Origin of the sequence: Demequina ureilytica (assembly GCF_048553575.1) — a bacterium.
Taxonomy (GTDB): domain Bacteria; phylum Actinomycetota; class Actinomycetes; order Actinomycetales; family Demequinaceae; genus Demequina.
In genome coordinates this window covers 725,160-741,048 of the sequence record NZ_JBLZIE010000001.1, presented here as the reverse complement: position 1 = coordinate 741,048, position 15,889 = coordinate 725,160, and the positions used below count along the sequence as shown (strand labels likewise).

Annotated in this window: 18 protein-coding genes; 9 read left to right on the top strand and 9 right to left on the bottom strand. The window is 69.7% G+C overall.

Annotated elements, in window-relative coordinates:
• The first annotated feature begins 41 nt into the window (after nt 1-41).
• From ACNI3K_RS03310 to dtd, 4 genes are read left to right on the top strand one after another with little or no spacing between them, the layout of a single operon-like run.
• On the top strand, nt 42-302 hold the full coding sequence (locus ACNI3K_RS03310; RefSeq protein WP_419390431.1) for a type II toxin-antitoxin system Phd/YefM family antitoxin: 261 nt from the start codon (nt 42-44) through the stop codon (nt 300-302).
• Nucleotides 303-305: 3 nt separating this feature from the next.
• Complete coding sequence (locus ACNI3K_RS03305; RefSeq protein ID WP_419390430.1) at nt 306-737, top strand: type II toxin-antitoxin system VapC family toxin; 432 nt, start codon at nt 306-308, stop codon at nt 735-737.
• A 30-nt stretch (nt 738-767) separates the two neighbouring features.
• The gene (locus ACNI3K_RS03300; RefSeq protein ID WP_419390429.1) at nt 768-1,106 is read left to right on the top strand and encodes a DUF2516 family protein; all 339 of its coding nucleotides are present in this window, start codon (nt 768-770) and stop codon (nt 1,104-1,106) included.
• Nucleotides 1,107-1,118: 12 nt separating this feature from the next.
• On the top strand, nt 1,119-1,544 hold the full coding sequence (gene dtd, locus ACNI3K_RS03295; RefSeq protein WP_419390428.1) for a D-aminoacyl-tRNA deacylase: 426 nt from the start codon (nt 1,119-1,121) through the stop codon (nt 1,542-1,544).
• A gap of 37 nt (nt 1,545-1,581) precedes the next feature.
• Here dtd and ACNI3K_RS03290 read toward each other — a convergent pair whose 3' ends face one another.
• Together ACNI3K_RS03290 and ACNI3K_RS03285 are read right to left on the bottom strand one after the other, a co-directional pair.
• Nucleotides 1,582-1,818 (bottom strand): helix-turn-helix domain-containing protein, encoded by a 237-nt coding sequence (locus ACNI3K_RS03290; protein ID WP_419390427.1) that lies wholly within the window; start codon nt 1,816-1,818, stop codon nt 1,582-1,584.
• Nucleotides 1,815-2,426, bottom strand: coding sequence for a hypothetical protein (locus ACNI3K_RS03285; protein WP_419390426.1), 612 nt, complete (start codon nt 2,424-2,426; stop codon nt 1,815-1,817). Before ACNI3K_RS03285 ends, ACNI3K_RS03290 begins: the two co-directional genes overlap by 4 nt.
• Before the next feature lie 375 nt (nt 2,427-2,801).
• Here ACNI3K_RS03285 and ACNI3K_RS03280 point away from each other — a divergent pair, with 375 nt between their 5' ends.
• Both ACNI3K_RS03280 and ACNI3K_RS03275 read left to right on the top strand, forming a co-directional pair.
• Nucleotides 2,802-5,378: an ATP-dependent Clp protease ATP-binding subunit gene (locus ACNI3K_RS03280; protein ID WP_419390425.1), complete on the top strand. Its 2,577-nt coding sequence runs from the start codon at nt 2,802-2,804 to the stop codon at nt 5,376-5,378.
• 214 nt (nt 5,379-5,592) lie between these two features.
• A complete protein-coding gene (locus ACNI3K_RS03275; protein ID WP_419390424.1) occupies nt 5,593-6,609 on the top strand; it encodes an aldo/keto reductase in 1,017 nt (338 codons plus the stop codon).
• A 48-nt stretch (nt 6,610-6,657) separates the two neighbouring features.
• Here the strand turns inward: ACNI3K_RS03275 and ACNI3K_RS03270 are convergent, their stop codons facing one another.
• Both ACNI3K_RS03270 and ACNI3K_RS03265 read right to left on the bottom strand, forming a co-directional pair.
• Entirely contained in the window at nt 6,658-7,179 is a 522-nt protein-coding gene (locus ACNI3K_RS03270; RefSeq protein WP_419390423.1) for a thermonuclease family protein, read from the bottom strand.
• A gap of 154 nt (nt 7,180-7,333) precedes the next feature.
• Nucleotides 7,334-8,221, bottom strand: coding sequence for an HhH-GPD family protein (locus tag ACNI3K_RS03265; RefSeq protein ID WP_419390422.1), 888 nt, complete (start codon nt 8,219-8,221; stop codon nt 7,334-7,336).
• Between the two features lie 57 nt (nt 8,222-8,278).
• On the opposite strand from ACNI3K_RS03265, the gene ACNI3K_RS03260 reads away from it, so the two are divergent.
• Nucleotides 8,279-8,884: a hypothetical protein gene (locus tag ACNI3K_RS03260; RefSeq protein WP_419390421.1), complete on the top strand. Its 606-nt coding sequence runs from the start codon at nt 8,279-8,281 to the stop codon at nt 8,882-8,884.
• Nucleotides 8,885-8,891: 7 nt separating this feature from the next.
• Here ACNI3K_RS03260 and radA read toward each other — a convergent pair whose 3' ends face one another.
• Nucleotides 8,892-10,265 (bottom strand): DNA repair protein RadA, encoded by a 1,374-nt coding sequence (gene radA, locus ACNI3K_RS03255; RefSeq protein ID WP_419390420.1) that lies wholly within the window; start codon nt 10,263-10,265, stop codon nt 8,892-8,894.
• An 84-nt stretch (nt 10,266-10,349) separates the two neighbouring features.
• Here radA and ACNI3K_RS03250 point away from each other — a divergent pair, with 84 nt between their 5' ends.
• Both ACNI3K_RS03250 and proC read left to right on the top strand, forming a co-directional pair.
• Nucleotides 10,350-11,630, top strand: a complete 1,281-nt coding sequence (locus ACNI3K_RS03250) for a hypothetical protein (protein ID WP_419390419.1) — start codon at nt 10,350-10,352, stop codon at nt 11,628-11,630.
• A 61-nt stretch (nt 11,631-11,691) separates the two neighbouring features.
• Nucleotides 11,692-12,540: a pyrroline-5-carboxylate reductase gene (gene proC, locus ACNI3K_RS03245; RefSeq protein WP_419390418.1), complete on the top strand. Its 849-nt coding sequence runs from the start codon at nt 11,692-11,694 to the stop codon at nt 12,538-12,540.
• Between the two features lie 28 nt (nt 12,541-12,568).
• Here proC and ACNI3K_RS03240 read toward each other — a convergent pair whose 3' ends face one another.
• The 4 genes from ACNI3K_RS03240 to ACNI3K_RS03225 form a co-directional block, all read right to left on the bottom strand.
• Nucleotides 12,569-13,048, bottom strand: a complete 480-nt coding sequence (locus ACNI3K_RS03240) for a methylated-DNA--[protein]-cysteine S-methyltransferase (protein ID WP_419390417.1) — start codon at nt 13,046-13,048, stop codon at nt 12,569-12,571.
• Nucleotides 13,045-14,544 (bottom strand): AlkA N-terminal domain-containing protein, encoded by a 1,500-nt coding sequence (locus ACNI3K_RS03235; RefSeq protein WP_419390416.1) that lies wholly within the window; start codon nt 14,542-14,544, stop codon nt 13,045-13,047. Before ACNI3K_RS03235 ends, ACNI3K_RS03240 begins: the two co-directional genes overlap by 4 nt.
• 92 nt (nt 14,545-14,636) lie before the next feature.
• Nucleotides 14,637-15,212, bottom strand: a complete 576-nt coding sequence (locus ACNI3K_RS03230) for a dienelactone hydrolase family protein (RefSeq protein WP_419390415.1) — start codon at nt 15,210-15,212, stop codon at nt 14,637-14,639.
• Nucleotides 15,213-15,238: 26 nt separating this feature from the next.
• Nucleotides 15,239-15,865, bottom strand: a complete 627-nt coding sequence (locus tag ACNI3K_RS03225; RefSeq protein ID WP_419390414.1) for a TetR/AcrR family transcriptional regulator — start codon at nt 15,863-15,865, stop codon at nt 15,239-15,241.
• Nucleotides 15,866-15,889 lie beyond the last annotated feature (24 nt).

Genomic DNA, 15,889 nt, shown 5'->3' with positions numbered 1-15,889 from the left:
CCACTGCGCCGCGACCGCCTCGCGGGGGTAGCGTGAACGGCGTGGAGATCTCGGCAACTGACCTCGGCCCGGGACTGAAGGCCGCCCTCGACGCCGCGAAGGAAGGCGAGACCGTCGTCATCATTGAGGACGGGATCCCGGTCGCGCGACTCACCGGAGTCGAGTCCGCCCCGCTGCTGACCCGCCTTGAAGCGGAAGGCCTCATTGCTCTCCCCGCTGCATCGCGCGCCGTCCCGCGCCTGCCGCAGGCGGAGGCCGCCAAGGACGCGCTGTCGAGCCTGCTCGGCCGCATGCGGAGGTAGGGCGTGTCGCTCGTCTACATGGACACGTCCGCGCTCGTGAAGCTGTGCGTGCACGAGACCGGCACCCCGCTCGCGGTGGGCCTGTGGAAGCACGCAGACGCGCTTGTCACCTCCCGGATCGCAGATGCCGAGGTGAGGAGCGTGCTCGCCGCCGCCGAGCGCATCGGCCGGATGGATGCCGCGCCGGCAGCGCAGGCGCGCGACCGCTGGAAGGAGCTCTGGCCCTCGCTTGCCGCGGTCGAGGTCACGGCGTCACTTGCGACGCACGCGGGCGATCTCGCCGACCGCAGACCCCTGCGTGCAGGAGACGCCATTCACCTGGCGAGCGCGCTGCTGTGCGCCGAAGCCTCGCCGGTCTTCGTGGCGTGGGACGGGCGCCTTGCGGCGGCCGCAAGGGCGGAGGGACTGACCGTGCTGCCGCCTACACTGGCCTGAGCAGCCGACCACGACCACGCCGGAGGACCGATGTTCGACACCCTGCAGCAATTGATCATCCTGGTGATCTCGGTGGCCGCCCTGGTCGCCGCCGCATGGGCCTTCATCGACGCCTTCAAGTACCCGAACACCGCGTACGTGAACGCCGGCAAGAAGTCCAAGACGCTGTGGCTCGTGATCCTGGGCGTCGCGGCGCTGATCGCATTCATCTCCCTGCCGCGGCCGCTGGGCGCGGGCGGCGGAATCATCGGCTTGCTGGGGATCGCGGCCGTAATCGCGACCATCTACTACTTCGTGGACGTGCGGCCCAAGGTGTCCGGCGCGAGCCCCAGCTCCGGCGGGTCGCGCGGCTCCTCCGGCGGCTGGTAGGGCACGCGGCCGATGCGCGCAGTGCTTCAGCGGGCTTCTCGCGCCTCGGTGACGGTCGACGGCGAGGTCACAGCCTCATTCGACACTCAAGGGATCGTCGCTCTGGTCGGGGCGACCCATGACGACGGTCCCGAGCAGGTGGCGACGATCGCACGCAAGATCGCCGAGCTCCGCATTCTGAATGACGAGCGCTCCGCGTCCGATGTGGACGCACCGATCATCGTGGTGTCTCAGTTCACGCTGTACGCCGATGTACGCAAGGGGCGCCGTCCCTCGTGGAACGGCGCCGCTCCCGGCCCGATTGCCTCGCCACTGATTGATCAAGTGGTCGAGGCGCTGCGCGCACGCGGCCTCACGGTGGGCACGGGGGTGTTCGGCGCGATGATGGACGTCGAGCTTGTCAACGACGGGCCCATCACGATCATCGTCGAGGCCTGAGCCCGCTCGCCACGGACGTGGCGAAGAGTGCCGGTCATCAGGTGCGGCTCCGCACCAGCAACTCCCCGACCTCGCACTCGAGCACGTCGCAGATCGCGGTCAGCGTCGTGTAGCGGATTGCGCGGGCGCGGTCGTTCTTGAGCACCGACAAGTTGACGACCGACACCCCGACTCTGTCGGCGAGTTCTGTAAGGGTCATCCCGCGCTGCTCAAGGAGTTCGTCGAGTCGACAATGAATGCCGGTGCCCTCGCCGTCCGGCTCGGCGGGGCTCATACCAGGCCCTCGGTCTCGCGCTGGAGCTTCTCCCCTATCTGGAATGCGGCGGCGAAAGCGCCAATGAGGACGAAGACGAAGAACGGCAGCAGGCTCGTTTCGAAGATGACGGAGTCCTCATACGTGTAGTTGCTGAGCGCGGAGATGGCCCCATTCGTCGTCATGTTCGTCAGTATTCGGCCGACGAACCAGCCCGCGAGCAAGATTCCCGCAGCGGTGTACACGAGCCGTGAGGTACCCCGCTGGAAGGCTTGGCCCCGTGCGAGACGCAGAAACAGCACCATTGCGAAGGCGGCACCCGTCAGCACCATGAGCGCGGTCCAGACGGGCTCGGCGTACAACGCGAACAGCGTGGCAGGCGCGGGGTCGGGGACGATCACAGTCGCCGTGTCGACCGTCGCGTTCACCGCAGCGCCGTCGGGACCAAGCGGCAGCTCCGCTATCTCTCCGGTCAGCGGCACCGTCACAGGCACATCGGTGCCGTCACCCACCTCGATCAGCCGTTCGACAGCCGGCACCACCGCGAGGACAGCGCCCACGGCCACCAGCGCGATCGACAAGTACATGCCGATCCGGTCAGAACGGTCGAGTCCAGTGGCGCTGTCCATAGTGTTCTCCATATCGTTATTCGTTGTTATCGAGAAACGATACGCAACGACAATCGATATGGCAACCTCAAGCCTCGCCCCTGCCCTCACACTTTCCAATGGTCAGTGTGATGAGTGAGGCTCATGCGCCGCATATTCGGGTACGGCCGGTCCCAGGCGTCACTCCCGTACCAGGGTCCATTGGGAGTGCGGAGAGCGCGGCGGACGCGCGTGCCAAGCCGGCCCGCGCATCGGCCGTGTGTCACGGGCAGGTCACAGCCATCACGCCGGTGGCGAACATGGGCATGAGCACGCTCGCCTGCTCGTTAGCCTGGACGCAACGCCATAGGAGACTGCGGCGAACCCGGCCCTGCCGGACGATACGAGGAGGATGAAATGTTCGAACGGTTCACCGATCGAGCCCGACGCGTGGTGGTGCTCGCCCAAGAAGAGGCGCGCATGCTCAACCACAACTACATCGGGACGGAGCACATCCTGCTCGGCCTTGTCCGCGAGGGCGAGGGAGTCGCCGCCAAGGCCCTCGAGGCCATGGACATCTCCCTCAACGGCGTGCGCGAGCAGGTCCAGGAGATCATCGGCGAGGGCTCGCACGCCCCCTCCGGTCACATCCCGTTCACGCCCCGCGCCAAGAAGGTTCTCGAGCTGTCTCTGCGCGAGGCGCTGCAACTGGGCCACAACTACATCGGCACCGAGCACATCCTGCTGGGCCTCATCCGCGAGGGTGAAGGCGTGGCGGCGCAGGTGCTCGGCAAGCTCGGAGCGGACCTCGGCGGAGTGCGCCAGCAGGTCATCCAGTTGCTGAGCGGCTACGAGGGCAAGGAGCCCGCGACCGCCGGTGCAGGTGGGCCCCAGGAGGGCACGCCTTCTGGTTCGACCGTGCTCGACCAGTTCGGCCGCAACTACACGCAGGCCGCGCGCGAGGGCAAGCTCGACCCCGTCGTGGGACGCGAGATGATCCAGGAGCGCGTGATGCAGGTACTGTCGCGCCGCACCAAGAACAACCCCGTCCTCATCGGCGAGCCCGGCGTCGGCAAGACGGCCGTCGTCGAGGGCCTGGCCCAGGCCATCGTGCGCGGCGACGTGCCCGAGACCCTCAAGGACAAGCACCTCTACACGCTGGACCTCGGCTCGCTCGTGGCCGGCTCGCGCTACCGCGGTGACTTCGAGGAGCGCCTCAAGAAGGTGCTCAAGGAGATCCGCACCCGCGGCGACATCATCCTGTTCATCGACGAGATTCACACCCTCGTGGGTGCGGGTGCCGCCGAGGGCGCGATCGACGCGGCTTCGATTCTGAAGCCGATGCTGGCCCGCGGAGAACTGCAGACCATCGGCGCGACCACTCTCGACGAGTACCGCAAGCACGTCGAGAAGGACCCCGCGCTTGAGCGTCGCTTCCAGCCCATCCAGGTGCCGGAGCCGGAGCTCGCCCACGCCATCGAGATCCTCAAGGGTCTGCGCGACCGCTACGAGGCGTTCCACCGTGTCACCATCACGGACGAGGCGATTGTCGCCGCGGCCACGATGGCCGACCGCTACATCTCCGACCGGTTCCTGCCGGACAAGGCGATCGACCTCATCGATGAGGCGGGAGCGCGACTGCGCATCCGTCGCATGACGAGCCCGCCCGAGCTGCGCGAGTTGGACGACAAGATCGCCAACGTGCGTCGCGACAAGGAATCGGCGATCGACGAGCAGGACTTCGAGAAGGCCGCGAACCTGCGCGATGTCGAGCGCCGCATGTCCGAGGAGCGCTCGGAGAAGGAGCAGGCGTGGAAGTCCGGCGACCTGGACGTCGCCGCAGTGGTGGACGAGGACCTGATCGCCGAGGTGCTCGCGATGTCGACCGGCGTGCCGGTCACCCGCGTCTCCTCCGACGAGTCCTCGCGACTGCTCCACATGGAGTCCGAGCTGCACAAGCGGATCATCGGCCAGGAGCAGGCCATCAAGGTCCTGTCCCAGTCGATCCGCCGCACCCGTGCGGGCCTCAAGGACCCCAAGCGTCCCGGTGGCTCGTTCATCTTCGCCGGCCCCACGGGAGTCGGAAAGACCGAGCTCGCCAAGGCGCTGTCCGAGTTCCTCTTCGGTGACGAGGACGCCCTGATCTCGCTCGACATGTCCGAGTACGGCGAGAAGCACACCGTTGCTCGCCTGTTCGGAGCGCCCCCCGGCTACGTCGGCTTCGAAGAGGGCGGCCAGCTCACCGAGAAGGTGCGCCGCAAGCCGTTCTCCGTGGTGCTGTTCGACGAGGTCGAGAAGGCCCACCCGGACATCTTCAACTCGCTTCTTCAGATTCTTGAGGACGGCAAACTGACGGATGCTCAGGGTCGCGAGGTCAACTTCAAGAACACCATCATCATCATGACCACGAACCTCGGTGCCGACACGATCTCGCGTCGTCAGGCGACGGGCTTCTCGGTGCAGTCCGAGACCGGCCACTCCTACGACGAGATGGTCAAGCTGGTCAACGGCAAGCTCAAGGAGCACTTCAAGCCTGAGTTCCTGAACCGCGTCGACAACGTGGTGGTCTTCCCGCAGCTCACGCAGGACGAGATCGTCCAGATCGTGGACCTCATGGTCGCCCGTCTCGACGAGCGCATGAAGGACAAGGACATGGGGATCGAACTCACCACGGCTGCCAAGGAGCTCTTGGCAGAGAAGGGCTACGACCCGGTCCTGGGCGCCCGGCCGCTGCGCCGTGCCCTTCAGCGCGAGATCGAGGACCCGTTGAGCGAGAAGATCCTGTTCGGCGAGGTCACCAGCGGCCAGATCATCCGCGTGGACGCGCAGGGAGAAGGCATCCTCGGCGAGTTCACGTTCGAGGGCGTTGACCGCGATGACGTCGTGGGCGAGCCGATCGGTTCCGACCCCGAGGTCAAGGTCGGCGGCGGCTCGGACGAAGACTCGGACGACGACGGCGACGAGAACCCGACCAAGCACGTTCCGGGCGAGTAACAGCTCCGCTCAGCCAGCCACGAGGGCCCGGTCACCGTTCGCGGTGGCCGGGCCTTCGTGCGTTCCGGGCGCGCCGGTGAGCGCGCTGGAGGGACATAGGTGCAGGATCCGGGCGATTCCCGGCGCTCATGTCCCTCGAGCGCGCGGCGGGGCGAGGCGGCCGGCGTGTCGCACAGACCAAGCCGGCCCCCGCATCGGCCATAGGCTGTCAGGCATGAGCCACGACCCGTACCTCGCCGACGCCACCCGCTACGACTCCATGCAGTACCGCCGCTCCGGCCGCTCGGGCCTGCGGCTGCCAGGCGTGAGCCTGGGGCTGTGGCACAACTTCGGCGGCGCCAACAACGCGGACACCATGCGCGAGACGATGCGCACCGCTTTCGACCTGGGCGTCACGCACTACGACCTCGCGAACAACTACGGACCGCCTCCGGGCAGCGCCGAGGAGAACTTCGGGCGCATCTTCGCGCAGGACCTGGCACCGTATCGGGACGAGATCATCGTCTCCACCAAGGCCGGCTATGACATGTGGCCCGGCCCGTACGGCGACTTCGGCTCGCGCAAGTACCTGCTCGCATCTCTCGACCAGTCACTGAAGCGCATGGGTCTCGACTACGTCGACGTCTTCTACCACCACCGCCCCGACCCGGACACGCCCATCGAAGAGTCGATGATGGCGCTCGACTATGCGGTGCGCTCGGGCAAGGCGCTCTACGCCGGCATCTCCAACTACGGTCCGGACGCGACGCGCGCCGCGATCGACATCTTGCGCGAGCTCGGCACGCCGCTGCTCATCCACCAGTTCTCGTACTCGATGTACGAGCGCGGGCCGGAAGAGGAGCTCATCGGCACGCTGGAGTCAGAAGGGGTGGGATCGATCGTGTTCTCGCCGCTCGCTCAGGGGCTGCTCACCGACCGTTACTTGAAGGGTGTTCCCGAGGGCTCCCGAGTGACGCACTCGCAGTTCCTCAACGAGAACCAACTCTCCGAGACGTACCTCGAGCGCACGCGCAGCCTCAACGAGATCGCAGGCGGGCGCGGGCAGACCCTCGCCCAGCTCGCGATCCAGTGGGTGCTCCGCGGCGACCACATCACCTCGGCGCTCGTGGGCGCCTCGAGCGCTCAGCAGCTCCGGAACACCGTGGCATCGCTCGACTTCCCGGCTCTCACCGCGGAGGAGATCGCGGCTATCGAGCCGCACGCCGTGCACGGCACTCACCGCGGCGCATAGGGCCGGCCGGGCGCCTGACGCCTGACGCCTGACGCCACAGCCCGGCAGTCAGCCAGCCGCGCCGTCGAAGTCCGCGCACCGGTGCTCGACTGCTAAGTCGAGCTCCCGGTACGGACGCTCGCGCTCATGCGGCTGGTCGGAGCGCGAGTCGTAGCGCGCGATGGCGAGCCGGTCGGCGATCATGGCCAGCCCGTAGTCCTCGCCGACGACCTCCACGTAGCGAAGCAGTCGGCCATACGTGTCGCGGTCGGTTTCCGCCCCTGACACCAGCGTGACCTCCGCGCCAAGCAGCCTCGTCTGCGCCGCCTCGCGGGCCACATCGGCCCCACACTCACCGCGCTCGGGCGTGTCGATCCCGATCACCCGCACGTCCTCGACGACGCCGTCGCGTTGAACCTCCATCGAGTCCCCGTCGTAGACGTGGGTGACCGTCCAGTGCCGGTTGGATGCCGACTTCCCGTCCTGTCCCTCGGTCTCCGAGGGCACCGGCGACCCCGCCTCACACGCGCCAAGGCCGAGCGCGACGGCTATCACGATCACCGCGCGGCGGACTGTGGGCGACGACGTCATCCGATCAGTCTGTCAGCGCACCCCGCGCGAGGAGGTCGTGACTTGCCTCCAGGACCGCAGCCCTAGCGATTTCGAGTACCTGACTTGCCTACTTTGAGGAGAGGGCGCGGGCGAGGGTGGGGGCAGAAGCCAGGCGGCCGATGCGCGGGCCGGGTCACAGCGCGTAGGCACCACGGTCTGCGGAGACCAGGGTCACGAGGCCGTCCGCCACCAGCGACTCGAGACATCGGTCGAGTTGACCGGGCTCCACATCACCCAGTGACGCGTGGCCCCCGACCGCGACGGGGACATCCGCGTCACGCAGAAGCGCCATCACCCGGCCCCGTACCTGGCGATCGGTGCCCTGCCATGCCTGCGTGCGGCGGGGCGCCTGGTCCAGTCCCGGCGCGCCGGCGGCCACCCACGCGCACGACGGTGCCAGCACGCACGCGCCACAGCGTGGTGCGCGGGCCGTGCAGACGAGGGCGCCCAGCTCCATGGCGCCCGCGTTCCACAGCGCCGATGCGCGGGAGCCCACCGGCACCAGGCTCGCGGCGTGTTCGCGCTCGGGGCGGGTGAGGTGGGCGGGCGGCAGCGGGCGCGAGTGCCATGCGCGCCCGATCACGCGCCGCACATTCGTGTCGAGCACGACGTCACGCTCCCCGAAGGCGAAGACCCGCACGGCTGCCGCGGTGTACTCGCCGATTCCGGGCAGGGCGCGGAGCTGATCGGTCTCGCGAGGCACGTCCCCGCCATGCTCGGCCACAAGCGCGATCGCGCACTCCCGCAGACGCATCGCCCGTCGCGGGTACCCGAGCCTGCCCCACGCGCGGACCACGTCCGCTTGCGAGGCGGCGGCCATGTCCGCCGGAGTGGGCCACCTCTCCATCCATTCCTTCCACACGGGTGCCACGCGCACCACGGGAGTCTGCTGGAGCATCACCTCGGACACGAGCACTCCCCAGGGCGAGCGGTTGTCCGCCCGCCACGGCAGCTCGCGCGCCTCGCGAGCGAACCAGGTCGCCACCGCCTCGACCATGGCGGTGTCGGACGGGCTCGGCATGGCTCCATTGTTCCAGCGCAAGGCAGGGCTACCGTGACGATAAGGAAGGAGCCTCCCATGGACGGACTGCGCAGACCCGTCGGTGATCAACCGCCCACGGTCTATTGGCGCCGGCGGCTCGTCGCCGTCGCGGTGCTTGTGGCGCTCGCACTGCTGCTGTGGTTCCTGATTTCGGCCACGTTGGCCGGCGAGGACGAGCCGGGGGCATCCCCGACCGCCAGCACCTCTCCTCAGGCCCAGGCCGTGGACTCCAACGATCCTGGCCGGGAGTGCACGGCGGATGACGTGACGCTCGCTGTCGAGGTCTCGCCCGAAACCCCCTCCGTCGGCAGCGTTCCCGCGTTCGACGTCGCCGTGGAGCACACGGGCGACGCTGCATGCATGCTCTCGACGGCGACCGAGGGCACCGACCTCAGTGTTCGCTCGGGAGAGTGGATCTACTACTCCACCACCTACTGCCCCGATTCCTCCGCCTTCCCTGACGCGGAGTGGATCCTGCAGCCGGGCGACAACGAGGCATTGCAGGCGACCTGGTCGGGGGAGCGGGTGGACGAGGACTGCTCAGTCCTCGAGCCTGAGTCAGGCGCCGGGACCTATGTGGCGTCCGTCGCCATCGGCGGCGTTCCTGCACCCGAGGCGAGCTTCCAGCTCGTCTCCGGGTGACCCGAGCTCAGCCCTGGGGGATCGCGAGTCCCACCGCATCCCGCAGGCTCGCGACGGCGTGCACCTTCACGCCGGCTGGGGCCTCGACCGCCTGAGCAGTCGCGGGAACGATCACCTCGGTGAATCCCAGCCGTGCGGCCTCCGCGACGCGCTGGCCAATACCGTGCACCGGCCGCACCGCGCCTGACAGCGCAACCTCTCCGATGGCGACCAGCCCCGAACGGACCGGCACGTCCGCGCGGGCCGATGCGAGCGCCAGCGCCAGCGCGACGTCCGCCGCGGGCTCCGTCACGCGCGCGCCGCCGATGGTCGACACGTACACATCGTCGGCGGCCACCGCCACACCTACACGGCGCTGCAGCACCGCGAGGATCATCGCCACTCGCGACGAGTCGATGCCCGAGGTGGCGCGTCGCGGGTTGCTGAGCGCGCTGGGCGCGACGAGGGCCTGGATCTCCGCCGGCAGCGGCCGCTTGCCGTCGATCGTGATCGTGGCACAGGTGCCTGCCACGTGTGCGCCCTCGCGGGACAGGAACAGGCCCGACGGGTCGGACACCCCTTCGATCCCCGTGTCGATGAGTTGGAAGCAGCCCACCTCATCGACGGATCCGTACCGATTCTTGATGGACCTCAGCAGCCGCAGCTGCGAGTGCTGCTCGCCCTCGAACTGACACACCACGTCCACGAGGTGCTCGACCAGTCGCGGCCCCGCAACGGTGCCCTCGCGGGTGACGTGGCCGACGAGGACCATCGGGAAGCCGCGCGACTTGGCGACTTGGATCAGCGACGACGACACCTCACGCACCTGACTCACTCCCCCGGGCGTGCCGTCCACTGCGGCCGAGGCGAGGGTCTGGATCGAGTCGACCATGAGCAGGCCCGGCTGCACCTCGTCGATGTGCGCGAGCACGGCGCCCAGGTCCGTCTCGGCCGCGAGCAGCATGCCGGTGTCCAGGGCGCCGATGCGCTCGGCGCGCAGGCGCACCTGGCCCGCGGACTCCTCTCCGGTCACGTACAGGACCCGAGATCCCGCTCGCGCCGCCCGGGCGGCGACATCGAGCAGCAGCGTGGACTTGCCAACTCCGGGCTCGCCCGCCAACAGCACCACAGCCCCGGGCACCAGGCCCCCTCCGAGCACGCGGTCAAACTCGTCGACCCCGGTGGCCCGGCGTTCGGAAGCGGACGCCTCGATGTCGCCGATGGGCCGCGCGGGCGAGCGCGTCGCCGTCGCCTTGGTCGCGGGCCCGGCGGGAGCGCTGCCCGCCTCCACGAGAGATCCCCACGCCTGGCACTCGCCGCACTGGCCCACCCACTTGTTGGCAGTCCATCCGCATTCGGTGCAGCGGTAGCCGGGGCGTGCTGTGCGGGTGCTGGAGGCCATGCGGACACGCTATCCCGGGGCTCAGACACGCGACGCACCGCTCGTCTCCCCTGATCGCCGTTCCCTCGGCCGTAGGCTGTGCCCATGGCGACGCGGAACCCTGATGAAGGCCGGAACCCCTGGGCTCCCGTGAACGACGGTGGCGTGCCCCGCGAGGCCGTCGCGCCGTCGAAGCCACACGTGCCTTCCTCACCTCGATCAGCACCGCGTCCCGAGCCGATAGAGGTCGAGGACCACGGTGACGCTGACGTCGTCGCCCCCGTCAGCCCTCCCTCCCAAGAGGAGATCCTTCCCACCGTGGCGGGGCGCACCGCTCCGTCTGCGGGAGGTGCGGTCACCGAGGGGGACGGCGCCAGCCGCGACCCGTACAGCGCGCTCAGCGACGCGGCGGTACGCAATGCGTCGCTGTCCGCCTCCGGAGCGCCCACTCCCCTGGGCGGGGTCCGCCGGGTGGAGCCCGCTGAGGTGAGCGACCACGAGCCTTCGCGCTGGTTCACCCCGCAGGGCGCCACCACCGGCACTGGCTGGGTCGCCGGCGACCCGCGCGCGGACGCGCCGCCCAGCGCGCACGAGTGGGCACGTGCCAGGGCCGCCCCACCTGAATCGGCCGAGTCCTCGGCGCCCGCCAATGGCGATGCGCCATCCACGCCGAGCGGTGACGACGAGTCCACCAACGCCCCCGACGATGAGACCTCTATGTACACCCCGCGGGTGGCCGCGGGGGCCGACCCCGGTGCCGCGGCTGAGCCCGACGGCGGCGACGGCGAGGACGGTGGAGCGGACGATTCCCCGGCATCGGCGCGCGCGCCATGGTGGCGGTCGGTGCCGGTCCTGGTGATCGCGGGTCTGGTGGTGATGGGCGGCATCGGTTACGCGGTGTACTCGGCGCTTGCCGCGGAGGAGCCCGTCGAGCTCACCGCGCCCGTCATCGTGGTCTCGCCTGCCCCTGCGGCTCTCGATCCCATCGCGATCGAGGATCCCACCGAGTTTCAGGCCGCGATGCCGGGCATCGTCGGGGCCTACGCGCTGACCGAGTTCGACGCCCCGGCGCCCGCATCCCTGGACCTGCCCGCGCGCGCCGCTGAGGTGGGTGTCTTCACCTACAGCGACGGCGAGACGAGTGTCACTCTCAGGGCGATCCAGCACTTCGACGTCGAGGCAGCAGTCGCGCAGTTCGAGGCTCTCGCGGCCGACGGCGCCGACCGCGCGCCGCTCGAGGCGGGGGGCGTCTCAGTCGGCGAGAGGGTCACCGTCCCGGCCGACGACGGCGGCCAGGCGATCGTGTGGCGCAACCAGACGGCCGTGTTCGAGGTCACCGGACCGACCGAGGCGGTCGCGACGTTCTTTGCCCTGTTCCCCCTGTGACCGGTGCGCACCCGTCGTGGCATGACCGCGCGGCGTTCGCGGCATCGGTTAGCCTGACGGTATGAGCGACGAAGCCGCACCGCAGACCACGTCCGAGAGCCCCCGAGTCGCCGTGATCGGCGGCGGGGTCATGGGTGGCACCATCATCACCGCCATCCGTGTCGCCGGCTGGCCCGCGGGCGGAATCACCGTGGCGGAGAAGGACTCAGCCCGTGCGAGCGCTCTTCAGGAGACTCACGAGATCCGCGCGACGGGCTCGATCACGGAGGCAGTCGAGGGTGCAGAGGTGATCGTCATTGCGGTCAAGCCTCAGGACGCGGACGCCGCCCTCGCGGAGGTCGCGAGCGCGTACAAGCCCGGTGCGTTGGTGATCACGGTGGCGGCGGGGCTGCCTGCGGCCTTCTACGAGAGCCGGCTGCCCGATGGTGCACCGGTCGTGCGCTGCATGCCCAACACCCCCACAATCGTGGCGCGCGGCGCGACCGCGATCGCTGCGGGCGCGTACGCCTCGAGCCAGCACCTGGGCATCGCGGAGGCGATGCTGCGCGCCACCGGCCTCGTCGTCACGGTCGCGGAGGAGGACCTCGACGCGGTGACGGCAGTCTCGGGTTCGGGTCCCGCCTACTTCTACGCCGTGGTCGAGGCGCTCACGGAGGCGGGCGTCGCCCACGGCCTCGACCGCACCCTCGCGACCCAGCTCGCCGCCCAGACGTTCGTGGGCGCAGCGCAGCTGCTGATGGAGTCGGGGGACACGCCGCAGACCTTGCGGCGGCGCGTGAGCTCGCCGGGAGGGACCACGATCGCGGCCCTTGACGCGATGGAGCACGCGGGCCTGCAGGGCGTGGTGTCCGCAGGCGCGAACGCCGCCGCCGCGCGGTCCAAGGAGCTCGCCGAGGAGCTGGGCCGCTGACCCGGTCGCTCGTCGCGCTTGCACTACCTCAGAGTCCCCGCTCCCGGGCAAGCAGCGCGCGCTTGATGCTCACTCCCCACGCGAAGCCCGTGATCGCGCCGTCGGCGCCGCTGACACGGTGGCAAGGAACGAACAGCGCGATGGGGTTCGCGCCGCATGCGCCCCCGACGGCACGGCTCGCGCCTGGCGAGCCGAGCGCCGCCGCGATCGCACCGTAGGTACGCGTCTGACCCTGTGGAATCTCGCGCAGTGCGTCCCATACGCGCCGGCGGAATGCCGTGCCGCGCGGGTCCAGCGCGACCCCAGCAAGCGCATCGGCCCGTCCCTGGTAGTAGCCGAGCACGGCGGCGGCCGATGCGCACTCGCCCGGCGCCGAGCCCGACAGTCCCGCTCGGGCCGCGACAGCATCGGCATTCGGGCTCCAGGCCGCAGCGACGACGGTGCCCCGGTCCTCGACCACGGTGAACGGGCCGTCGGGGGTGTCGATGGTGGTGTGGACGAGCATCATGACTCCTTGGAGGTTGCGGCGGGAGCGGCGGCCCGCCAGAGATGGATCATCAGGTAGCTGCGCCAAGGTGAGTGCCGCTGCGCACGCTCCGCGAGCTCGCGGGGGCGCGATGGGATGCCCAGTGCCGTGGCCCCCGCACGCACGGCACTGTCGCCGGTGAGCAGGATGTCCGGGTGAGAGAGCACGCGCAGCGCGACGTAGTGAGAGGTCCACGGGCCGATGCCGGGGATGGCCTCGAGCGACGTGGTGGTCTGGGCGAGGGTACGGCCTGGGTCGAGCACCAGCTCGCCGGTCGCCACTGCGGTCATCGCGGCCGTCAACGCACGCGTTCTGCTCGCGGGCCCGCGCACGACCTCGTGCGCGTGAGCGGCGATCGTCGCGGCAGACGGGAACGCCTTCACTACCTCTGGCGTCGCCAGAGAGGGGGGCAAAGGCGCGCCGAGCGCGTCCACGAGTCGCTGCACTGCGGTGCGCGCCGATCCCACGGACACCTGCTGGCCGAGGATCGCGCGCGCCAGCATCTCCGTCGAGTCCACGGTTCCCGGGATCCGAACTCCCGGAGCGGCGGCGACGGCTGCACGCAGCGCCGGGTCCGATCTCAACGCCGTGTCAATCGCGACGGGGTCCGCATCCAGGTCGAACAGCCGCCGGACCACCGCGAGCAGCTCGGGCAGGTCCGCGAGATGCTCGAGTGTCGCTGTCACCCGCACGTGATTCCGGCCAGGCACCGCCGCGAACCTCGCCGTACCGTTGAAGAGCCGGACGGTGCGGACGTACGCACCCTGCCCCACCTGCTCGAGACCATCGACGGCGCGCACGCGCATCCACTGGATCACATCAAGCCCGCGGAACGGCTCCCGCGCCTGCAGGCTCAGCGAAATCGTGCCGGGCACCGTCGGCTCGCTCAGGCCCGAGCGCTCGGAGCGTCGCGCACGGTCGCGCAGCTGCGACGGTGGCATGGCGAACACCTCTGCCATCGTCTCGTTGAACTGGCGGACGGACGCGAACCCCGCGGCGAATGCCACGTCCGCGATCGGCATGGCCGTCGAGACCAGCAGCTGCCGGGCGCTCTGGGCGCGCTGCGCGCGGGCGAGGGCCAGCGGTCCCGCGCCCAACTCATCGGTGAGGATGCGGCCCAACTGCCGGGGAGAGTAGCCCAGGCGAGCCGCGAGGCCCGCCACCCCCTCCCGATCCACGACTCCCGCGCCGATCTGTCGCATCGCGCGAGCGGCGACGTCCTCCCGGATGTTCCACTCGGGACTACCGGGCACGGCCTCTGGCAGGCATCGCCGGCACGCCCGGTATCCCTCGCGATGCGCGGCCGCGGAGGTCGCGAAGAACGTGCAGTTCGCGGCCTTGGGGGTCCGGGCCGGGCAAGAGGGGCGGCAGTAGATGCGGGTGGAACGCACCGCGACCACGAACTGTCCGTCGAACCTCGGGTCGCGTGCAGACAGCGCCGAGTAGCAGCGGTCGAAGTCCAGGGAGGTCGCGGTCACTCCCCCAGGGTGCCCCGTGACGGTCCGCGACGCTAGCGGATTTCGGTCACCGCCGTCACCCGTCATCGGCCGGATCGACCGGCGGCGACCGGTCAGTCCAGCGAGCTCAGGAAGTCGCCGACGTGCTCGTGCATGCGGTGGGCGGCCTCCCCGTCATGCTCACGCCAGTCCTCGAAGGCGAACAGGTGGCCGTCGGCCCCGTACACGAATGTCTCGCACGAAGCTCCGGCGAGAGCGAGGAAGGCCGCGTTCTCCTCGGGCTCGCCGCGCGGGTCCTCGACGGCATAGTGGAGTTGCGCGCGCAGCCCCGCAGGCCACGAGTCCACCCCGAACCATGCCGGCGAGACGGCGCCGTGCATCAGCACCAGCCCCCCGGCATCGGGACGAGTCAGCGCCAGCAGCTCCGCGACCGCAGCGCCGAGGGAGAAGCCCGCGTATACCCGCGGACCCTCGAGACCGGCGGCTTGCGCCAGCACGGCGTCCACCAACGCGGGCGGTCCGCCCTCGGACTCGGCGAAGGCGGTGCCCTCGTCGAGATCGTGGAAGGTCCTCCCCCCGAACATGTCCGGGGTCACCACCAGATGCCCATCGGCGCGCAGCGACTCCGCCCAATCGACGACGGGCTGCGTGAGACCGAGGGCGGAGTGCAGGAGGATGACGCTCGCCATGCTCTGACGCTACCCGCCCTGGCGCCTCAACGGGAGCCGGGCTGAAGCGGAGCCTGCATGCTGGTCAGCTGGATGAGGTCCGTGACGTGCTCGCCGAACGTGCACGACATCAGGTCCATTGCCGCGGGGTCACCCGCCGCTTCCGGCATCCGCATGGCCAGCAGCACAGTAGTGAGCATGCCCTGCGCGAAGAAGTCCGACGCCTCCTGCGACGTCAGTCCGGCCTCGTCCCGCGTCGCGCGGTAGACGTTCAGGAAGCACGCGCGGCCCAGCGGGCCGAAGGTCGCGTCGTGGCCGAGCGAGAACAGGTGCAGGAGCGTGAGGAGCGTGCCGCGATCCGACACGAGATTCGTATAGGCGACCGCCAACGCCATGCGCTTGTCATGGGCGGTCTCGTCGCCCGTGAAGCCCGCGATGGTGTCCCGGAAGACCTCGAGCACCAGGCGCGATGCGCGCTCCGCCGCCTCCTTGAAGAGGTTCTCCTTGCCGCCGAACATACGGACCACATAGGCCTGCGACACGCCCGCCTCGCGCGCGATCGCATCGGTCGTGCCACCGGCGTAGCCGCGCTCCCCGAACACCCTTGAGGCAGCGGCGAGGATCTGCTCGCGCCGATCCCCCGCGCTCATTCGGCGAGCTTCGTCGTCGGACATGTTGACATGTTATCAACCGATTAC

Excerpts from the sequence above, each read along its gene's own strand:
- proC (WP_419390418.1), top strand. The coding sequence starts at position 11,692 with ATGAGCGACGAAGCCGCACCGCAGACCACGTCCGAGAGCCCCCGAGTC.
- ACNI3K_RS03240 (WP_419390417.1), bottom strand. The coding sequence starts at position 13,048 with ATGATGCTCGTCCACACCACCATCGACACCCCCGACGGCCCGTTCACC.
- ACNI3K_RS03230 (WP_419390415.1), bottom strand. The coding sequence starts at position 15,212 with ATGGCGAGCGTCATCCTCCTGCACTCCGCCCTCGGTCTCACGCAGCCC.
- ACNI3K_RS03275 (WP_419390424.1), top strand. The coding sequence starts at position 5,593 with ATGAGCCACGACCCGTACCTCGCCGACGCCACCCGCTACGACTCCATG.
- ACNI3K_RS03225 (WP_419390414.1), bottom strand. The coding sequence starts at position 15,865 with ATGTCCGACGACGAAGCTCGCCGAATGAGCGCGGGGGATCGGCGCGAG.
- ACNI3K_RS03300 (WP_419390429.1), top strand. The coding sequence starts at position 768 with ATGTTCGACACCCTGCAGCAATTGATCATCCTGGTGATCTCGGTGGCC.
- ACNI3K_RS03260 (WP_419390421.1), top strand. The coding sequence starts at position 8,279 with ATGGACGGACTGCGCAGACCCGTCGGTGATCAACCGCCCACGGTCTAT.
- ACNI3K_RS03265 (WP_419390422.1), bottom strand. The coding sequence starts at position 8,221 with ATGCCGAGCCCGTCCGACACCGCCATGGTCGAGGCGGTGGCGACCTGG.
- ACNI3K_RS03290 (WP_419390427.1), bottom strand. The coding sequence starts at position 1,818 with ATGAGCCCCGCCGAGCCGGACGGCGAGGGCACCGGCATTCATTGTCGA.
- dtd (WP_419390428.1), top strand. The coding sequence starts at position 1,119 with ATGCGCGCAGTGCTTCAGCGGGCTTCTCGCGCCTCGGTGACGGTCGAC.
- ACNI3K_RS03285 (WP_419390426.1), bottom strand. The coding sequence starts at position 2,426 with ATGGACAGCGCCACTGGACTCGACCGTTCTGACCGGATCGGCATGTAC.
- ACNI3K_RS03270 (WP_419390423.1), bottom strand. The coding sequence starts at position 7,179 with ATGACGTCGTCGCCCACAGTCCGCCGCGCGGTGATCGTGATAGCCGTC.
- radA (WP_419390420.1), bottom strand. The coding sequence starts at position 10,265 with ATGGCCTCCAGCACCCGCACAGCACGCCCCGGCTACCGCTGCACCGAA.
- ACNI3K_RS03280 (WP_419390425.1), top strand. The coding sequence starts at position 2,802 with ATGTTCGAACGGTTCACCGATCGAGCCCGACGCGTGGTGGTGCTCGCC.
- ACNI3K_RS03250 (WP_419390419.1), top strand. The coding sequence starts at position 10,350 with ATGGCGACGCGGAACCCTGATGAAGGCCGGAACCCCTGGGCTCCCGTG.